The following is an 18,856-nucleotide window of genomic DNA, read 5'->3' on the forward strand; positions in this document are numbered from 1 at the left end:
TCATCCCTCCCAGGAGCGGTAAAGGTCAGGCCTGCGCTCCCGAAGGTAGGGAACTGCAGACCGGGCGGCCTTTGCTGCCCCCGGATCAACGGTGGCAAACAGCAATTCGTCGTCTGAGCCAGCAGCGGCCAGCAGGGCGCCATCCGGACCTGCCACCACGCTGCCGCCAAGGAATGTGCAGCCGTCTTCCACGCCGCTGTGGTTGGCGTAGGCCACCGTCAGCTGGCTTTCGAGGGCCCTGGCGCGCAGCAGAACCTGGGGTACGGAGTCGAACCCTTCGGACAAAGCCGTAGGGACCAAGAGCAGTTCGGCGCCCCGGACCGCCGCCGCGCGTACCGGCTCCGGGAACTCGACGTCGTAGCAGATCAACAGCGACGTTGGAATGCCAAGGAAATCGACGACGCCGGGAGGCGCCTCTGCAGAGGTGAATGCCTCGCGCTCCTCGGCTCCGAACAAATGCACCTTTTCATAGCTGATTAGCTCGTTCCCCTGATCATCAACGAGGGTGGCAGCTATGCGCCAATGGCCCTCGTCAGTTACCGCGGGCAGGCTGTAGACGAGCGCAATCCCCTGCTTCCGGGCTGTTTCGGAGAGCATTCGCCGAATGGCGGGAAGTCTCTCCGGATCAAGCTCGTTCCGCACCCTAAGGGGCGCGTAGCCGACCGGAAAGAGCTCGGAGGTCAGCAGCAGGTCGGCACCGGCGGCAGCAGCTTTTCCCGCAACCTCATCCAGTGTGCGGCAGTTCGCGTCAACATCCAGCACCACCGAGTTCGCCTGCATCACGGCCAACAGCACCAGCACCACTCCACTTTCCCTGTGTGGATCCGCTCCCTCGTCGGATCTCCCTCTTCAGACTAGCGACGCTTCCGCCATCCAAGGGCGTGCATTTGGACCCGTGCGGCCGTCTAGGTGGGCAGTTTGTCCACGAGTTCTTGACCGCAGGCTTCGATGTTTGCGTTAACTTCTTGACTGCAAGGGCCGTGATGGTGCACGCTTCATTTTATGCCCGGCACACCGCGCTCGACGAAGAGCAGACCCCAAAACCCTGGTTCACAGTCGGCTCTGAGACATCTGAACCAACAGCGGATCATCCAGTGCCTTCTGAATGGTCCGTCGACCCAGGCTGACCTCGCGCGTCAGACCGGGCTCTCCACTGCCACGGTTTCCAACATCGTCAGGATCATGCTCGACGCCGGTCTGGCGTCCACCGAGCCGACCACCAGTTCAGGGCGCCGGGCCCTGAATGTTCGCCTCAACAGCAATGGCGCTGTGGCGGTCGGAATCGACTTCGGACGCAGGCACCTGCGGGTCGTCCTGGCCTCGCTCGGGTACCACATCATTGCCGAGGAAACGGTACTCCTGCCGCTGGGCCACAGTGCTGAGGAAGGCATCCGCACAGCAGTTGAACTGCTGGGAAAACTCCTCGAGGAAGGCGGCGTGGAGCGCCGCGCAGTGGTGGGTGCCGGCGTCGGCATACCCGGCCCTATCGACCGCCGGACGGGCACCGTGGCGCAGGGCGCCATCCTGCCAGAATGGGTCGGGATCAATATCCTTCACAGTCTGGAAGAAGCCCTCAATTTCCCCGTCTTTGTTGACAACGACGCCAATCTCGGCGCTCTGTCCGAGGTGACGTGGGGGCCTCATAGCGGAATCAGCAACCTCATGTTCATGAAAATCGGATCCGGTATCGGCGCCGGGCTGATCCTCAACGGTGCCCCCTATTACGGCAACGTTGGGATCACCGGAGAAATCGGCCACGCCACCATTCACGAACACGGGCTGATCTGCCGCTGCGGCAACCGCGGATGCCTGGAAACCATCGCTTCCACCACCACCATGATCGAGCTCCTCAGCAGGGGTGAGGAGAAGCCCCTGGCCCCGGAGGACATCGTCCGGAAGGCACTGGCGCGGGACTCGGCAACCCTTCGGGTAGTCGATGATGCGGGCCTGGCTGTGGGCCGAGCCTTGGGCAATGTGGCCAACCTGATCAACCCCGAAGTCATCGTTGTGGGCGGTCCGCTGGCTGGACTGGGCGCCCTGCTCCTTGACCCCATCAGGCGTGGGCTGGTCCGGCACGCAGTACCCGTCATTGGCGAAACCACCACCTTGACCATGTCCTCCCTGGGCAACCGGGCAGAAGCGCTTGGAGCTGCGGCTTTGGTATTCCAACACTCGGGAATCAGAAGGGAGTAACGTTTTTGTTATCGGCCTGTTGCGTTAACTACTTGACGACAAGGGCAGCGATCCAGTTTACTTTCTCATCAGACGGCCCTGCGATTTGCTGGGCGGACAACGAAGTCAATGCATTGGAGGCGTAAGGGCAAATGACGTCCCTGGATACGCAAGGTGAATCCCTCAGCACAGACAACGAACCGACAATCCTCGAGATGCGCTCCATCACCAAGGAGTTCCCCGGCGTTAAAGCATTGGCCGATGTGAACCTCCGTGTGAAGGCCGGCGAGATCCACGCTATCTGCGGCGAGAACGGTGCCGGCAAATCGACTTTGATGAAAGTCCTGTCCGGTGTCTACCCCTACGGCAGCTACAGCGGCGACATCGTTTACCAAAACGAGGTCCAGCATTTCAAGGACATCCGGGCCAGCGAGCACGCCGGCATCGTGATCATCCACCAGGAGCTCGCCCTGATCCCGGAACTCTCCATCATGGAGAACATCTTCCTGGGCAACGAACCCACCAAACGCGGCGTGATCGACTGGGCGGAAGCCCGCATCCGTTCCACGGAACTGTTGGCGCGGGTGGGGCTCCGCGAGGATCCCGATACTCCCATCAAGGAGATCGGCGTCGGCAAACAGCAGCTCGTGGAAATTGCCAAGGCCCTGAACAAGTCGGTCAAGATCCTGATCCTCGACGAGCCCACCGCGGCGCTGAATGAATCGGATTCCCAGCACCTCCTGGACCTGATCCTGGGCCTGAAGGGCAAGGGAATCACGTCCATCATCATTTCCCACAAGCTGAACGAGATCGAGCAGATCGCCGATTCCATCACCATCATCCGCGATGGCAAGTCGATCGAGACGCTGAACGTGAAGGCCGACGGCGTGGACGAGGACCGCATCATCAAGGGAATGGTAGGCCGGACCCTCGAATCGCGGTTCCCGGATCATGAGCCCAAGATCGGTGAGGTTTTCTTCGAGGTCAAGAACTGGACAGTGGGTCACCCCCAGATCCAGGACCGCTTGGTCTGCAAGAACTCCAGCTTCTTCGTGCGGCGTGGCGAGATCGTCGGCTTCGCCGGTCTGATGGGGGCGGGGCGCACAGAGTTGGCGCGCTCGGTCTTTGGCCGCTCTTATGGCAGGTTCATTTCCGGGCACGTCTATAAGGACGGCAAGGAAATCCATCTACGCAGCGTCCGCCAGGCCATCGACGCCGGGCTGGGCTATGTCACCGAGGACCGCAAGAGCCTCGGACTGAACCTGCTGGATGACATCAAGACCACCACCGTCTCGGCCAACCTGAAGGCAATCAGCAAAAACAGCGTGGTGGACACCGATAAGGAATTCGCCGTCGCCGAGCAGTACCGGAAGTCCCTCCGGACCAAAACGCCTTCCGTTCAGGAAGGAGTGGCCAAGCTCTCCGGTGGCAACCAGCAGAAGGTGGTGCTCGCCAAGTGGATGTTTACTGATCCGGACCTGCTGATTCTCGACGAACCCACCCGCGGCATCGACGTTGGGGCCAAGTACGAGATTTACGGCATCATCCAACAGCTGGCCAACCAGGGAAAGGGCGTCATCGTCATTTCCTCAGAGTTGCCTGAGCTCCTAGGGCTCTCTGACCGCATCTACACCATCTTCGAAGGCTCCATCACCGGTGTCCTGAACAAAGAGGAAGCCAGCCAGGAGAGCCTCATGAAACTGATGACTTCCGCCCGTAAGACCGCCTGACCCTCTGGAACACTCCAGATCCTTCCAGATACGAGGACTGAAACCATGAACCCGCTCAAGAAGCTATTTGGCGGAAACACCCGTCAATTCGGCATGATCTTCGCCTTGGTTGCCCTGATCATTTTCTTCCAGATTGCCACAGAGGGCAGAACGCTTACCCCGGGCAACGTCATCAACCTCTTCAACGGCAACTCCTACATCCTGATCCTTGCCATAGGCATGGTGCTGGTGATTATCGCCGGGCACATCGATCTTTCGGTTGGATCGGTTGCTGCCTTCGTTGGCGTCACTGTTGCTTTGGCCATCCGTGATTGGGGCATCCCCTGGTACCTTGGTGTACTGCTCGGCCTGGGCCTCGGCGTGGTGATCGGTGCCTGGCAAGGGTTCTGGACCGCCTATGTGGGTATTCCGGCGTTCATTGTGACCTTGGCTGGCATGCTGCTCTTCCGCGGCTTCAACCAGTTCGTCGGCAAGTCCAACACCATCCCTGTTCCCGCCGACTTCCAGTACCTCGGCTCAGGCTATCTACCGGAGGTGGGACCGAACACCGGCTATAACAACCTGACACTGCTGCTTGGCCTCGTGGCCGCCGCCTTCGTGGTTGTCGGGGCTATCCGCTCCCGCAACCGTGCGAAGGCACTTGGTGCCGAGGTTCCCGAAATGTGGGTCACAGTCCTGAAACTGGTCCTCATCTGTGGCGCGATTCTCTATGCGACGTACCTGTTTGCAACCGGGCGTCCAGGCACCTCGTTCCCCATCCCTGGCCTCATTCTGGCCGTGCTTGTCCTGATTTACGGCTTCATCTCCTCCAAGACCATCATTGGCAGGCACGTTTACGCGGTTGGCGGAAACAGGCACGCAGCAGAACTTTCGGGTGTGCAGTCCAAGAAGGTCAACTTCCTGGTCATGATGAACATGTCAGTCCTGGCCGGGCTGGCAGGCATGATCTTCGTGGGGCGCTCCACAGCCTCCGGCCCGTTCGACGGCGTGGGCTGGGAACTGGACGCCATCGCTGCAGTCTTTATCGGCGGTGCCGCTGTGACGGGTGGCGTGGGGACGGTAATCGGCTCGATCGTGGGTGGCCTTGTGATGGCCGTCCTGAACAACGGTCTTCAGCTGTTGGGTGTCGGCGCCGACCTCACCCAGATCATCAAAGGCATGGTGTTGCTTATCGCTGTGGCCTTCGACGTCTACAACAAGACTCAGGGCAGGCCATCCATTATCGGCCTGCTGACCAGGAACTTCAGCCGACCTGGCGGCCCCAGCACCCCACTGCAACCGGACGAGACCACCTCTACCAAAGAGGTCATTTCCAAAGAAGCCTGAACGGGCTGCAAAGCACTTCTCGCTACCCCTATAGAAAGTGAATCAAGAAATGCAACTGATTGGTAAAGCAGGAAAGGCAGCAGCAATCGCTGCCATTGCGGCACTGGCGCTGACAGCCTGCGGCCGCGCCGAAACTCCCACCACCGGAGGAACCGCCGGAGGTGAGGCGTTCCCCAAGGACTCCCCCATCGGCGTCGCGCTTCCCCAGAAAACCAGCGAAAACTGGGTCCTCGCGGAGAAGCTGTTCAACGACGGTCTTTCGAGCGCCGGTTTCAAGCCGGACGTTCAGTTCGCCAACGGTGGCGTTTCCGAACAGCAGAACCAGATCAGCGCGATGATCACCAAGGGTGCCAAGGTCATCATCGTTGGCGCAATCGACGGCGCCCAGCTGGGTACCCAGCTCAAGCAGGCCAAGGATGCCGGGGCTACCGTCATCGCCTATGACCGCCTGCTGCTGAACACTGAGAACGTGGACTACTACGTGGCCTACGACAACTTCAAGGTGGGCGAGCTCCAGGGGCAGGCGCTGCTGGACGGTTTGAAGGCCAAGAAGCCCTCAGGCCCATACAACATCGAACTGTTCGCAGGCTCACCTGATGACGCCAACGCGGCTGTCTTCTTCAACGGCGCCATGAGCGTCCTGAAGCCCAAGATCGACGACGGCACGCTGAAGGTGCTCTCCGGGCAGACCTCCTTCGAGCAGGCTGTCACCCAGGGCTGGGAGGCAGAAAACGCCCAGAAGCGGGCCGATACCCTGCTGACCGGAAGCTACAGCAATGCGACACTCGATGGCGTACTGTCCCCGAATGACACCCTTGCCCGCGCTGTCCTGACTTCCGTCAAGGCCGCGGGACAACCGATCCCTGTCATTACTGGGCAGGATTCGGAAGTTGAGTCTGTCAAGTCCATCATGGCGGGTGAGCAGTACTCCACCATCAACAAGGACACCCGCAAGCTCGTTGAGCATGCCATCACCATGGTGAAGGACATTCAGGCAGGCAAGACTCCTGAGATCAACGACGACAAGTCCTACGACAACAAGGTCAAGGTGGTCCCGGCCTACCTGCTGGAGCCGGTCATTGTGACCGCCGCCAATGTCAAGACGGCCTACACTGACGATCCGGTTCTCGGACCCATCACCAAGTAGTTCGCCTTTAGGCAAGTAGCACCGGAGCCCTGGCTTCCCTAGTTCGCTAAGGGGGCCGGGGCTCCTTTCTCTAAGACGAGCGACTCTTTAAGACTGGCTAGGGGCTAGGAGAGTTGCCGGCTCATGGCGTAGTTGGTCAGGATGACTCCGTCACGGAGGATCCGGCGATGTTCACCAACCGTAAATCCCTGCTTCTCAAAGAACTTTTTGGCAGCTTCACTGGCGTTGGTGCTGAGGCTATTGGCCCCTCGTCTGGAGGCTTCAACAAAAATCGAAGACATCAGAGCTGTTCCCACACCCGTCCGGCCATGTTCCGGCGCCACGAACATCATGTCGATGTATCCCTGCGCGTCAACATCACTAAAACCCGCAACTTCACCGTCCACTTCAGCGACAACACCATTGCGTGTGGTCTGCTTGCGCCCCCAAGACTCCACGTCGATATCCTCAGGAGCCCACACCGCAATCTGCTCAGGTGAATAGCTTGAGGAAGCAGTCACATGAACGGCCCGATAGAAGATGTCCTGGGTCGCTGCCGCGTCCCGGGACTCATAGCGGCGGAGAGTGATCGTCATTGTTCCAGCATAGGGATGTCGCTTTGCACTTTCTTCCTGGCTTTCTGCGAGAGGCGCTGGCAGATCGGTAGGAGGACCGGGGTCAATGCGAGCAAGGCCGCGCAAAGTCCAGCTACGGCCAGCATCGCTCCACGAAGGCCGGCGGCTTCGGACCATAGGCCAACATAGACCGGACCAAGGAGAAACCCTAAGTAGGACACGGTGGCGAGGAGGGATGTGGCCCTGCCTCGGGCTTCCTCACGGATGGAGCAGGATAGCATTCCCAACAGCGTCGGATACAGAACGGCCGTGCCTGCAGCGGAGACCGCCAGCCCGATCCAGGCGGTGCTGGTCGTTGTCGCAATGGCCAGAATTGCCGCGCCGAGGCTGGCGCCGACCGCGCCAAGGATCAACATGCCGCGCGCCTGGGTTGCTTTCACGGCTCCGGCACTGAAACGGGTGATAGCGACCACGGTCGCGAAAACAGCAGGGGCCGTGGAACTCAATCCGGGACCGGTTCGCAGCTCGTCTTCAAAGAACACAGCTGACCAGCTCTGATGGGCATTTTCGCCCGCGAAGGCCAAGGCGCCGAGAGTTCCGAGGAGGAGGACGGGTAGCACGGCCACAGCAGGTCTGGCGCTGTTACTGTCGCGGTCTCTCGATTCAGTTCCCTCTTCCCTCACCCCTGGATCGGCACCGGGTGGAGTCTGGACAGGAAATGCGCGCAGAAGAAACAGACCGACAAGAACCGACGCCACACCAACCACGGTGAAGGAGAATACGACAGTTGCACCAAGCGTGGCTGACAGACCGGTGCCAAGGCTGGAGACGACCACGAAGGCGGAAAACATGCCGTGGGATCGCGTAATTACCGGCCTTGCTGCTGCCTGCTCCGCAGCCCCGGCCGCGGCGTTGATTGCGACGTCGGCCGCGCCGCTGGCCGCACCTACAAGGAGCAGGCCAAGACATAGGGTAGTGAAGTCCATCGCACCCAGTGCGATGACCAGTCCTGAAACGCCTTGGGCAGTAAGGGCCGCCGCGGCTGTGAGGCGGACCCCCAGCCGATCAACCACCCGGCCGACCAGCAGCATGGCGGGCAGTGCCCCGGCACCAATGAACAACAGAGCCATCCCCAGCTGGCCGTCGGAAATGCCAGTCTGTGTTCTAAGGCCCGGAATCGACGCGCCCCAAGTGCCCCAAAAAATGCCAAATGCTGTGAACGACGTATAGGAGGCCAGAGGCAGGTTTGGAGCAGCAGACATGGATAAGCGATTCATTTGTGTAACGATACACAAGTATGCTGGGTTTATGCCATCTTCCCCTTCGGGCTCCCGGGTCACGCTCAGTGAGGTGGCCCGCACAGCAGGGGTCTCCGTGATGACGGCTTCATACACTTACAACACTCCATCGCGAGTGTCTGCTGCATCCCGGGAAAAAGTTTTGGCCGCTGCGGAATTGTTGGGCTATCCCGGACCGGACCCCAGCGCAAGATCCTTGCGTCGGGGAACCAGCGGGGCGCTCGGAGTGGTCTTGGGAGAGAGCCTTCCCTACGCATTCGACGATTCCCAGGCAACACGATTCCTTGCCGGGATAGCCGATGTTTGCGCCCGGCACGGACTAGCCATGACCATCCTTCCCACCAACGGTACGACTGAAGACGCTCAGCGCATCCGAGCGGCGGCCGCCGACGGCTTTGTGGTGTGGACGACTACGGATGATGACCCGGTCCTTGACGCCTTAGCTATGACAGGCCGCCCGGTCAGCATCCACGGCGGGCCGCTGAGAAGCGAATTCAGCCTGATAGGTATCGACGATCGGGCGGCGGCACGGGCTGTCGCCGAGGAGGGGCTCCGTCAAAGCAACCGCCCGGCCATCGTGAGCTTTCCGTTTTCGAAACTAAGGGCTGAAGCGCTCACTCTGGGGCTGCACCCCGCAGAAGCCACCTTCCCTGTGACCCGGAACCGGCTGCTTGGATTCCAGGACGCCATCACCGCCGCTGGGTTCCACTGGAGCCGAATCCCCATTGCAGTATGTTCGACCAACAGCGCCACCGAGTCAGTTCGTGCCGCCGAAAGGCTGCTCAGCAGCGGCGACCGACCGGATCTGATCCTCACAATGAGTGATGAGCAGGCCCGAGGAGTCCTCGATGCCGCTACCCAAGCCGGCATCCAGATTCCAGCGGACCTTGCCGTAACCGGCTGGGATGCGTCCGCCAGTGGGCAGGAACGGGGCCTCACGACAATAGAGCAGGATCTCCGTCAACAGGGAGCTGCCTGCGCTGAGTCCGTCATTACCGGCAACCGCATATTCCAGTCGCAACCCTGGCGCCTGCTTGCCGGGCGAACCACGCGCTAACCGCCACGAATTCTCACTACATCTCGAAGTGAAGTTGCTTCCAGCAATGGAGCGTGCAGGTCTGGTGCCGGATCACATCCTGCACGAGATACAGCGCCGAAAATGGGCCTTTATTGTCAGTGGTCGCTGAAAGACTCTTTTCATGGGGGATATGCAGGGGTCGGCGGCGGTACCGGCTTTGGCGGGCAGCCGCGGCAGGTCTGCGGGGCACGCGCATGTGAGTGTCGCGTCTGTGGGCGTCGTGTCTGTGGGCGATGTGCTGTCGGCCTTGGCGGGGATTCGTCCCTGCGGTGACGGTGCCGGGCTCATTGGGCAGTTGCGGGACCTGGAGGACCTGAAGTCCGCCGCGGCAGCGCTGCAGGCCCGCATCGCCGTGGCGTTCGACGCCGACCAGCGCCGCACCCAGCGGGAGGCCGGGGTGCCTGCTGCCGAACTGGGCAAGGGCGTGGCCGCGCAGATCGCCCTGGCCCGGCGCGAGTCCCCCGCCCGCGGCGGCCGGCTCCTCGGCCTGGCCAAAGCCCTCGCCACCGAAATGCCCCACACCCTCACCGCCCTGCAGACCGGACAGCTCAACGAATGGCGCGCCACCCTCCTGGCCAGGGAAACAGCCTGCCTTACCGCCCAGGACAGGTGCGCGGTCGATGAAGAACTCGCCGCAGACACCGGAGCGCTCTCCGGGCTCGGGGACCGGGCCCTCATCGCCGCGGCCCGCACCGCCGCCTACCGGATCGATCCCCGCTCCCTGGTCACCCGCGCCGCGAACGCCCACACCGACCGGCACGTCAGCCTCCGCCCGGCCCCGGACACCATGACCTACCTCACCGCCCTGCTCCCCGTCACCGCAGGCGTCGCCGTCCACGCCGCCCTCACCCGCCACGCCGACACCCTCACCACCACCAACACCGGCACCGGCGGGGAGACCGGCCCGGATACCCGGTCCCGCGGGCAGATCATGGCCGACACCCTCGTCGAACGGATCACCGGAACCCCCGGCGGGATCACCGGCATCGAAATCCAACTCGTCATGACCGACCGCACCCTCCTCCAAGGCCACAGCGAACCCGCACGCCTGCCCGGCTACGGCATCGTCCCCGCCCACTGGGCCCGCACCACCATCCACCCCACACACCTGCAGCCCACGGACCCCGGGCACACGGGGCCCAGCCAAAACGCTCTCAACTCCACGAACAACGCGCTCAACCCCACGGACCCCGGACAGGCTCTCGAGGCCACTCCCGACACCGGCCCCAACACAAACAAGCCCCTGAACGTCTGGCTCCGCCGGCTCTACACCGCCCCCGACACCGGCGACCTCATCGCCATGGACTCCCGCGCCCGGCTCTTCCCACCCAGGCTCCGCCGCTTCATCCAGACCCGCGACCACACCTGCCGCACCCCCTACTGCGACGCACCCATCCGCCACGTGGACCACATCATCCCCTGGCACCAAAACGGCACCACCACCACAACCAACGGCCAAGGCCTCTGCGAAGCCTGCAACCACACCAAAGAAACCCCCGGCTGGACCACCCACACCCACCCCGGCCCACGACACACCACCGAACTCCACACCCCCACCGGCCACACCTACCACTCCACCGCCCCACCCCTCCCCGGCACACCACTCCCGGGGACAGCGTTACCCGGTGCTCCCCAACGCGCTGCTCCCCAACGCGCGGCCCACCGGCAACGACGCGATCTCCTCCACCGCGCCAAGACGCGGAAGCGCGCCCGCAACAAGGAACCTGCTGCCGCATAGGGCACCCGGGAAACCACCCCCTGTCCAGATGACCGTCTCCCTCCTCACAGGCAATCCATAGCTTCTCCCGGTGCCTCACACAGCCGTTCGGAGAAGTCTTGGACCAGATGCCAGGCCTTCGGCCGGCCCAAATTTTCGAGGAGTACTGTGAGCGTCCTTGCCCGAAGTGTAGGCAATGCCTTTAGAAACAAGATCAGGACAGCCGCCGTCGTTGCTGTCCTTGCTGTGGCAATCGGTCTGGCCCTTGCCATGCTGGTAGCTAACCAGGCGGTTGCCGCGAAGGTCACGGAGTTGAACGCCTCCGTCGGCACTGTCCTGACCGTCAACCCCGCCGGTGGTCAGGGTTTTGAAGGAGGCGGGGAACCTTTGACCGTGGAGCAGGCGGCCACCGCCGCCGCAGTTCCCAATGTGACTGACGTTGTGGGCACAATGGCCCTCCGGCTTCGAAACGCCGCAGAGGTGGCAGCTCAAGCGGCTACAGGCCAGACTGGCGGGCCAGGCGGAGGCCTCGGGGGCCAAGCCACAACAACAATGACCACGAGCCTCACCCCGGCAGTTGACGCCGGGACGCTCGGCAACCGGAACCAAGAGACCGGAACAACCGGAAATCAGCCTCCACGCACGTTCGCCTTGCCCATTACGGCTACAGGAATCGGAGCGGAGGTGGACAGCACCGGGAAGGCGCTGCAGATAACCGAAGGAACAGGGCTCGGCGATTACAACACCGCCTCTACCAGCGCCCTGCTCGGGACCACGCTGGCGGAAAAAAACAGCCTAAAGGTGGGCTCCACTTTTACCATCAACGATCAAACCTTCACCGTCGCAGGACTCTTCGACGCCGGGACGGCCTTCGGCAACAATGCCCTCTACCTCACGCTCCCCCAGGCCCAGACGCTGGCCGCGCTGCCCGGCGAGCTCAGCACCATGATCGTCACCGTCAACAGCATGGAGAACGTTGACGCCGCGAAGACCGTCCTCCAGGCAGCGCTCGGCGCGGACAAAGCAGACGTAACCCAGAGCCAGAATCTGCAGACAGCCGTCAGCTCGCTGGACAGCGTCAAGAACATTTCATTCATGGCCTTCGTCGCCGCCCTCGGTACCGCCGGCCTCATCATCCTGCTAATCATGGTCATGCTGGTCCGTGAACGCCGCAAGGAAATCGGAGTACTCAAAGCCATAGGCGCACCGAACAGGACCATCGGGCTGCAGTTTGTCCTCGAGGCTCTGGTGTTGGTGACCTTGGGCAGCGCGGTGGGCGCCGCCGTCGCCTCCTTTGCCAGCGGCAGCATTGCTACCGCCCTCATCGGCTCGAGCACAACCACAACAGCGGCGCCTCCACTTCGTGGCGCCGCGGGCGGATTCGCTGGTGGAGGCCCGCTCGGTGGTGCCAACCAATTCCTGACCTCCGTCACGGCAAGCGCATCACCCGGAGTAATAGCCGCCGGCATCGCCGCTGTGTTCAGTGTGGCCATCATCGGGGCCTTGGTCCCGGCCTTGCTTACCGCCCGCATCCGTCCTATCGAAATCCTCCGAGGAGAGTAGCCATGATCGAAGTCAAGAACCTGGTCCGCACGTTCCAGAGCGGCGAACGCACCATTAAACCCGTCAACAACGTCAGCTTCGAACTCGCCGAGGGAACACTCGCGTCCATCGTTGGCAAGAGCGGAAGCGGCAAGAGCACACTGTTGTCCCTGCTAGGGGCGCTGGACAAACCCACCAGCGGAGACGTCGTCGTGAACGGCGTCAGCCTGGCAGGCATGCCGGACGGCAAACTGACGGAATACCGACGGCGGGACATCGGCTTTGTTTTCCAGCAGTTCAACCTGATCCCCAACCTCACGGCGTTGGACAATGTGACGCTGCCGATGGAGTTTGCGGGAGTCCGCCGTTCCGTGCGGACGAAGCGGGCTAAGGAGTTGCTGGAACAGGTGCAGCTGGACGTGGACAGGCACGATCGCCGGATCAACCGCCTCTCGGGCGGAGAACAACAGCGCGTTGCCATCGCCCGGGCCTTGGCCAATGAGCCGAAACTGATCCTCGCGGATGAGCCCACCGGCAACCTTGACGAGCAGACCGGCGGGCACATCATTGAGCTCCTGAGCTCGCTAAGGCGGGAGCACAACACCACAATCCTGGTAGTCACCCATGACCGTTCCCTGGCCAACAAGACCGACAGGCGTTTCCGGCTTCAGCAGGGTCGGCTGACGGAGGAAACGGCACCCAAACAGGCTCAGGGCATGGCTGCCGCCGACCCAAAGGCGGTGGCGGCAACGGCAACCGTGGGCTAAGGGACCAGGGGGCAGGATTCGGCTGAGCATGGTCGCCGGAAAAGATGGGCGGCGGCCCGGGGTTTTCTCCGGACCGCAGCCCCAACCTCGTCCTTAGAAACGTATGGCGTCGATGACCTTGACCCGTACCGCAACCGTTGCCGGTATGGCACCCGCGAGCGCCCCGACCAGCACCGCCGCACCCAGGCCGAGCATCGCCGCCTCAATGGGAAAGGGCGGATATTCGGTGAGCCCGGGCGCAATCTTGGACTCGATCCACGGGTTTTTCACAATGGCGACGCCGATCATCACACCGATCACGCCGGCCACAGCCGTCGCCACTACCGATTCCATCATGACCCCGAGGAAGATCCGCCGGGACGTTGCGCCGAAGCTGCGCCGGATGCCGATTTCCCGCACCCGGTACCGCACAGTGACCATCGAGATGTTCAGCATGCCGACGGCGCCCAACAGCAGCACGAGGCCTGCCACCCCACCAATGGCAAGTTGGGCCACGGCGAAGGGATCTCCGTAGCTGGCGTAGTCCATACGGTCTACGTGAATCTGCATGCCTGGAAACTGCTGCTGGAGATCGGAGGTGATGGCAGCCTTGAGGGGTCCGGCCTGAGCGTCCTGCACCCAGAGTTTGAATTGCCCGCCGTCGGTTGCAATTCCAGCCCGTTCCGCAGCACCCATCAGCATGAAGGCCTGAGGCGGAGCCTGGGGATGCTGGTCCGCGACTACGCCGATCATGACGGCTGTGGTTTTTGGATCGCCGGCAAGTGCAACCTTCGGGTGAGTAATCAGGCTGGGGCGGCCGGCCGCGTTGTAGAAAGCCTCTGACACCACTACGGCTGGAGCAAGGCGCTCTTCGTCGTTGGCGGCGAACCAGGATCCGGCACTCACGTCCACGCGGTGTATGACTCCATACCCAGGATCCACCAGCTGCATCTGGACTTGCTGCACTCCATACGGAAACTGGAAGCCGTGCTGAGTGTGGCCGACGTGGGTGTAATACTCCACCCCATAGCGCTGGATTATGCCCTTGTACGCTTCCTCGAGTTTGACGGGATCCGGCATCGTAGGTCCAAAAACGCTCATGCCCAATGTGGCAGACCGGCCGCCGTTGCGCTCCGAGCTTGCCTTGAGCCCTTCACGTGCAACGTCGCCCACCCCTACCACCGAGGTGAGTGCCCCTACGGACAAAGCCACGCCAATGAGTGCGAGCAGAATACGGGTTTTGTTGATGCGCAACTCCTGCCACGCTTCAACGAGGGCGGACACAACCCCGGTCATGCGGGCACTCCCACGGGAACCTCGGTCGGCGTCAACACACCGGAGTCGAGCCGGTAGCTGGCACGCGCAAGGGCAGCCACATTGACGTCGTGCGTGATGGTCACCAGCGCAGCTCCCGATTCGGTGGCCACTGTATCGAGAAGGGCCATCACAGCCTGGCCCGTGTCGACGTCGAGCGCTCCGGTCGGTTCGTCGGCGAGAATCAGCCGTGGTCCGCGGACCAGCGCCCGTGCGATCGCAACGCGCTGCTGTTCCCCGCCCGAGAGCATGTTGGGAAACGTCTCTGCCCGGCCGGCCAGGCCAACCCTGTCCAGCATGTCCATGGCCAGTCCCCGGCGCTTCCAGAAGTGGGACGGGCCGGCATACAGGAGTGGTGTAATCACGTTGTCCAAGGCGCTGCGCCCAGGCAAGAGGTTGAACTGCTGGAAGACGAAGCCTACGGAGGACCCGCGGAGCCTCGCCCTGGCGTTGCCGCGGATCTGCTCCACCGGAGTCCCCTGAAACCGAAGTTCCCCGCTTGTCGGCGTGTCCAGCAGTCCGAGGAGGTTCAGCAGCGTGGACTTTCCGCAACCGGAACGCCCGACGACGGCGGTGTGGTCACCGCTGTGCACGGTCAGGTCCACACCACGCAAAATGTGGAGCTCCTGGTCGTCCGGCAAGAGAACTGTCCGCGTTACTCCGCGCAGGGAGACGAGTTCCTCCACAGCTCAGCCTCCCATCGGGCCGGGGCCGAACTGCGCTCCGGGCTGCTCCTGGGCGGGGGCACCCGGAACAAACTCCAGCACGGACTCGCCCTCGGCCAGTCCCGAGACTACCTCCACCACCGTGCCGTCGTTGAGGCCGAGCTGAACCTTCCGCTGTTCCGGAGGCGCTGCATTGGCAGGCGCTCCCTGCGGCGGACCTGCTGCAGCACCATCAGCACCTGGTCCCGCCGGAACGCCCTCGCCTCCTGGGGCTGGGGCGCTTCCGGCTGGAGCGAGCCAAACAATTCCATCCTTAACACTGCCCTGAACAGCAGTAAGCGGCACGGTCACGACGTTGGCGGACTCCCCCGCCGTCACAGTCATAGTGGCGCCCAAACCTGCAAATACTTCGACGCCGGACGGGATGGCGCAGCTAAGGGTCCCGGTGGGGGTGGTGTCCTGCTCAGGCGCCGCCCCTCCTCCGCCTGGACCGGCCTGGGCATATGGCACTGAACGCCCCACGCTTCCCCCGCCGGCACTAGCGAGACCGCCACCGGCATTCGCAGGGGTGCCACCGGCAGCGTTGTTTTTCAAAACAACGCTGGGACAGGTGAAGGGGGCAGGTCCACCCACAACCGAGACCAGCGCCGATCCCGGCTTGGCAAGCAGCCGGAACTGCTGGGCGGCGTTGACGGAACCGGAAACCGTGAACGTGCCGGGGTTTACCGTTCCCGTCGCTTCACCCACGCCCACCTGCTGCTTCAGCAATACGGTCAGCGTTTCCAATGTCCCGGAGACAGGAGCCAGCACATCGGTGTACGTGTAGAGCGGAACGCGGGCCGTCATCTGTTGGGGAGCGGAAGCACCAGGCTCCCCCGCCGTCGTCGTACTCTGTACCGTTTCCTCGGTGGGTTCGGGCGGAAGCTCTGTGCGAACCTGGTAGAGGCGGTCTCCGAGCGCAACCTTGGCTCCGGCTTCCATGAAGATGTGCGACACCACACCGGCGGCTGTGCTTCGGACGCCGGCAGGGGCGTCGCTCTGGACGGTCGCCTTGATTTCCACCGAATTGGTGACAGTGGCGCGCGCCGCCTGCACCACCGGAATGGCGACCTGGGCGCTTGGCCCGGCCACGGCGTCGTCGGGCTTCAGGCCGTCCACAAAGGCGATTTTCACCAGGGTTACGGCAATGACGGAAAACACCGCCAGCCAGGCCACGGGCAAAATGACGCGCCTGAATACTCTCATCTCTTCTCCATTCGGTGACTCCCCACAGAACCTCTCTGCGAGAGATGCCCTCACAGCCTAACCCTCGCCGAGGACTGCCAATGGACGCGGGTCTCACCACGCCCAGGCTTTCCTCGCTGCAGTGAGAAGATGGGCACCATGACTGCCCCGATCGCAAAGCCATGGCTCTTCAGCCAACCTGACCAGGATCCCCGCACTGCCACCGGCCGGACATTGCGCTGGGGCATCATAGCCACTGGCGGGATCGCTAATTCGGTGTCCAAGGACCTGGCGCTGCTCGCCGACGCCGAAATTCATGCCGTCAGCTCACGGACCCAGGGGGCGGCGGACGCATTCGCTGCCCAGTTCGGAATTCCCCACGCATTCGGCGACGACGACGCCACCGGCTACCAGCGGTTGCTCGCCCAAGAGTCAGTGGACGTGGTGTACGTGGCCACTCCCCACGCCAATCACTTCCAGATCACTCTTGCTGCCTTGAACGCCGGCAAACACGTCCTGGTCGAGAAGGCCCTGACCATTAACGCCAGGGAGGCTGCCGAACTCATCGCCCTGGCAAGGTCCCGGAATCTCTTCATGATGGAAGCTGTCTGGAGCCGTTTCCTGCCCAGCATGCAACGAGCCTTCGAGATCGCCGCGTCAGGAGAACTCGGGCAGATCCAGTGGGTGAACGCCGATCTCGGCTTCCCGGCGGAGTACTCCCCCACCGCACGCCTCTGGGCCGTGAAAGACGGTGGCGGTGCCCTACTGGATCTTAGCGTTTATCCCCTGCTGTGGGCGTTGGGCACCTTGGGCTTCCCGCAAACCGTCAGCGCCACCGGCTCAGTGAACGACGACGGCGTGGACGCCCAGAACGCGCTGACGCTTGGATACAACCATGGCGCCCAGGCCCAGCTCACCTCATCACTGTTAGCTCATGGGCCACGCGCCGCCACTGTCGCAGGCAGCCTCGGCTACCTTCACACCATCGGATCCATCAACAATCCGCGGGAGCTCACCGTGAAGATCGGCTTCGAGGCACCGAGGATGGAGCACTTCGACGTCGTCGGGCGGGGCTATTCGTACGAACTCCGTGAGGTCACCCGGTGCATCCAACAAGGTCTCACGGAAAGCCCCGTGATGCCGCTTGATGATTCGTTGAACGTTATGAGGCTCTTCGACGGTGTGCGAGCACAGCTGGGCGTCACCTACCCAAACGACGCGCACTGACTCGGTGTGCTGACAGGGTGTGCTGATCCGGTTTCCTGAGCCGTGATGGCTTTTGTGACTCAGATTCTTCCATTCGACAGATTTCTGCACTGTGGCTATGGACTCTGGAAGGCGTACCGGCATACGCTGTTGCCAAGTCGTCATAAATGGGAGGGGGGCGACCATCTATGGGTTTTTTTGAGCCTTCTTCGCGTGCGCCCCGATCCCTGCGGTCCCTTCGTTCCCTGCTTTTGGGCGGAGCAGCAGCCGTCGCGTGGCTCGCGCTTTCTTCGCCTGGAGCCAGCGCTGATGCAGGCTCTCAGCCAGACTCAATTTTGGGCGGACTCACGTCACCTGTTTCTTCAGTAACCTCAGCCGCCGCTGATGCCTTGTCCGCTGTTCCTCCGCATTCGCCTGCGGCTGATCCTTCTCCCGCGTTTGGCTCGAGAGGGTTGCTGCAGCCGCCGGACGATGCAGTTACCAACGTTACTTCGCCGGTGCGCATAGCCGCCGAAGGTGCAGTCGGCGGTCTTGCGGAAGCCGTAATTCCGCCCGTCACCGAAGCAATTCCAGTTCTGCAACCCGTCCTGGCCCCCGTCGCCGACGTCATTTCGGGTGGACACGTGACCTTACCGGAACCGGTGGCAGGTGTCGTAACGGAGTTTGTCGGCCAGACCGCTATACCCGGACCGGATTTCCCTGACGTTTCTGACGCAGCAGGGGACCCGGAAGCGGCTTTGCCGGACATAGCTGAACCAAGTGCATCTGCTGCCGCCCCGAATGTCACTGCAGCCTTCGCCACTGGAGCTACTGGCAGGTTCTGGTCGGCCTCCATGCTGGCACATACCTCCGGTGGAAGCGGTGTTTCCGGCCAAACTGGTCCACCTGACGGAAGCAATGGACCTCCCGGACCTGAGACGGTTCCAGCCGTACCCGGATCGGGATCAGGCAGCGGCCAATCATCCGGCGGGTCTTCCGGCGGTGCTGCCTGCCTGACTGATGTCTCCCTCAATCTTCCGCAGCCGGGAAGCACTGCGGCCGACGGACCCCCTCAGCATGCTCCTGCTCCGGTGTCGCTCGACCCCGGTTCATCTCCTGACTAGTTGGGTCCTTCCTGCCCTTTTTCGCGGCAGAAAC

16 protein-coding genes are annotated in these 18,856 nt (G+C 62.6%); 10 read left to right on the top strand and 6 right to left on the bottom strand.

The window, feature by feature from the left end; genetic code table 11:
* Positions 1-795 carry a carbon-nitrogen hydrolase family protein gene (locus M1E05_RS15995; RefSeq protein ID WP_458114436.1) on the bottom strand — a complete coding sequence of 265 codons (795 nt, stop codon included), beginning with the start codon at positions 793-795 and terminating at the stop codon, positions 1-3.
* A 207-nt stretch (positions 796-1,002) separates the two neighbouring features.
* On the opposite strand from M1E05_RS15995, the gene M1E05_RS16000 reads away from it, so the two are divergent.
* The 4 genes from M1E05_RS16000 to M1E05_RS16015 all read left to right on the top strand — a co-directional run bounded on the left by M1E05_RS16000 (position 1,003) and on the right by M1E05_RS16015 (position 6,375).
* Entirely contained in the window at positions 1,003-2,193 is a 1,191-nt protein-coding gene (locus M1E05_RS16000) for an ROK family transcriptional regulator (RefSeq protein ID WP_458113568.1), read from the top strand.
* 131 nt (positions 2,194-2,324) lie between these two features.
* Complete coding sequence (mmsA, locus tag M1E05_RS16005; protein ID WP_461163509.1) at positions 2,325-3,902, top strand: multiple monosaccharide ABC transporter ATP-binding protein; 1,578 nt, start codon at positions 2,325-2,327, stop codon at positions 3,900-3,902.
* A gap of 45 nt (positions 3,903-3,947) precedes the next feature.
* Positions 3,948-5,228, top strand: coding sequence for a multiple monosaccharide ABC transporter permease (mmsB, locus tag M1E05_RS16010; RefSeq protein ID WP_461163510.1), 1,281 nt, complete (start codon positions 3,948-3,950; stop codon positions 5,226-5,228).
* A gap of 49 nt (positions 5,229-5,277) precedes the next feature.
* Complete coding sequence (locus M1E05_RS16015; RefSeq protein ID WP_461163511.1) at positions 5,278-6,375, top strand: substrate-binding domain-containing protein; 1,098 nt, start codon at positions 5,278-5,280, stop codon at positions 6,373-6,375.
* Between the two features lie 104 nt (positions 6,376-6,479).
* Here the strand turns inward: M1E05_RS16015 and M1E05_RS16020 are convergent, their stop codons facing one another.
* Both M1E05_RS16020 and M1E05_RS16025 read right to left on the bottom strand, forming a co-directional pair.
* Positions 6,480-6,950, bottom strand: a complete 471-nt coding sequence (locus M1E05_RS16020; protein WP_461163512.1) for a GNAT family N-acetyltransferase — start codon at positions 6,948-6,950, stop codon at positions 6,480-6,482.
* Entirely contained in the window at positions 6,947-8,206 is a 1,260-nt protein-coding gene (locus tag M1E05_RS16025; protein ID WP_461163513.1) for an MFS transporter, read from the bottom strand. Before M1E05_RS16025 ends, M1E05_RS16020 begins: the two co-directional genes overlap by 4 nt.
* A gap of 31 nt (positions 8,207-8,237) precedes the next feature.
* Between M1E05_RS16025 and M1E05_RS16030 the strand changes: the two genes are divergently transcribed.
* From M1E05_RS16030 to M1E05_RS16045, 4 genes are all read left to right on the top strand, one after another.
* Positions 8,238-9,284, top strand: coding sequence for a LacI family DNA-binding transcriptional regulator (locus M1E05_RS16030; RefSeq protein ID WP_461163514.1), 1,047 nt, complete (start codon positions 8,238-8,240; stop codon positions 9,282-9,284).
* A gap of 142 nt (positions 9,285-9,426) precedes the next feature.
* Positions 9,427-11,043, top strand: a complete 1,617-nt coding sequence (locus M1E05_RS16035; RefSeq protein WP_461163515.1) for an HNH endonuclease — start codon at positions 9,427-9,429, stop codon at positions 11,041-11,043.
* Between the two features lie 147 nt (positions 11,044-11,190).
* Positions 11,191-12,585, top strand: coding sequence for an ABC transporter permease (locus tag M1E05_RS16040; protein WP_461163516.1), 1,395 nt, complete (start codon positions 11,191-11,193; stop codon positions 12,583-12,585).
* A 2-nt stretch (positions 12,586-12,587) separates the two neighbouring features.
* A complete protein-coding gene (locus tag M1E05_RS16045) occupies positions 12,588-13,331 on the top strand; it encodes an ABC transporter ATP-binding protein (protein WP_461163517.1) in 744 nt (247 codons plus the stop codon).
* A 93-nt stretch (positions 13,332-13,424) separates the two neighbouring features.
* Here M1E05_RS16045 and M1E05_RS16050 read toward each other — a convergent pair whose 3' ends face one another.
* The 3 genes from M1E05_RS16050 to M1E05_RS16060 are packed head-to-tail and all read right to left on the bottom strand — an operon-like array spanning position 13,425 to position 16,534.
* Entirely contained in the window at positions 13,425-14,606 is a 1,182-nt protein-coding gene (locus M1E05_RS16050; RefSeq protein ID WP_461163518.1) for an ABC transporter permease, read from the bottom strand.
* Positions 14,603-15,310: an ABC transporter ATP-binding protein gene (locus M1E05_RS16055; RefSeq protein ID WP_461163519.1), complete on the bottom strand. Its 708-nt coding sequence runs from the start codon at positions 15,308-15,310 to the stop codon at positions 14,603-14,605. Before M1E05_RS16055 ends, M1E05_RS16050 begins: the two co-directional genes overlap by 4 nt.
* Before the next feature lie 3 nt (positions 15,311-15,313).
* Positions 15,314-16,534 (bottom strand): efflux RND transporter periplasmic adaptor subunit, encoded by a 1,221-nt coding sequence (locus tag M1E05_RS16060; protein WP_461163520.1) that lies wholly within the window; start codon positions 16,532-16,534, stop codon positions 15,314-15,316.
* A gap of 138 nt (positions 16,535-16,672) precedes the next feature.
* Here M1E05_RS16060 and M1E05_RS16065 point away from each other — a divergent pair, with 138 nt between their 5' ends.
* Both M1E05_RS16065 and M1E05_RS16070 read left to right on the top strand, forming a co-directional pair.
* Positions 16,673-17,740, top strand: a complete 1,068-nt coding sequence (locus M1E05_RS16065) for a Gfo/Idh/MocA family protein (RefSeq protein ID WP_461163521.1) — start codon at positions 16,673-16,675, stop codon at positions 17,738-17,740.
* A gap of 314 nt (positions 17,741-18,054) precedes the next feature.
* Complete coding sequence (locus M1E05_RS16070; RefSeq protein ID WP_461163522.1) at positions 18,055-18,822, top strand: hypothetical protein; 768 nt, start codon at positions 18,055-18,057, stop codon at positions 18,820-18,822.
* Positions 18,823-18,856 lie beyond the last annotated feature (34 nt).

The sequence above is a fragment of the Arthrobacter sp. R4-81 genome (assembly GCF_054792365.1).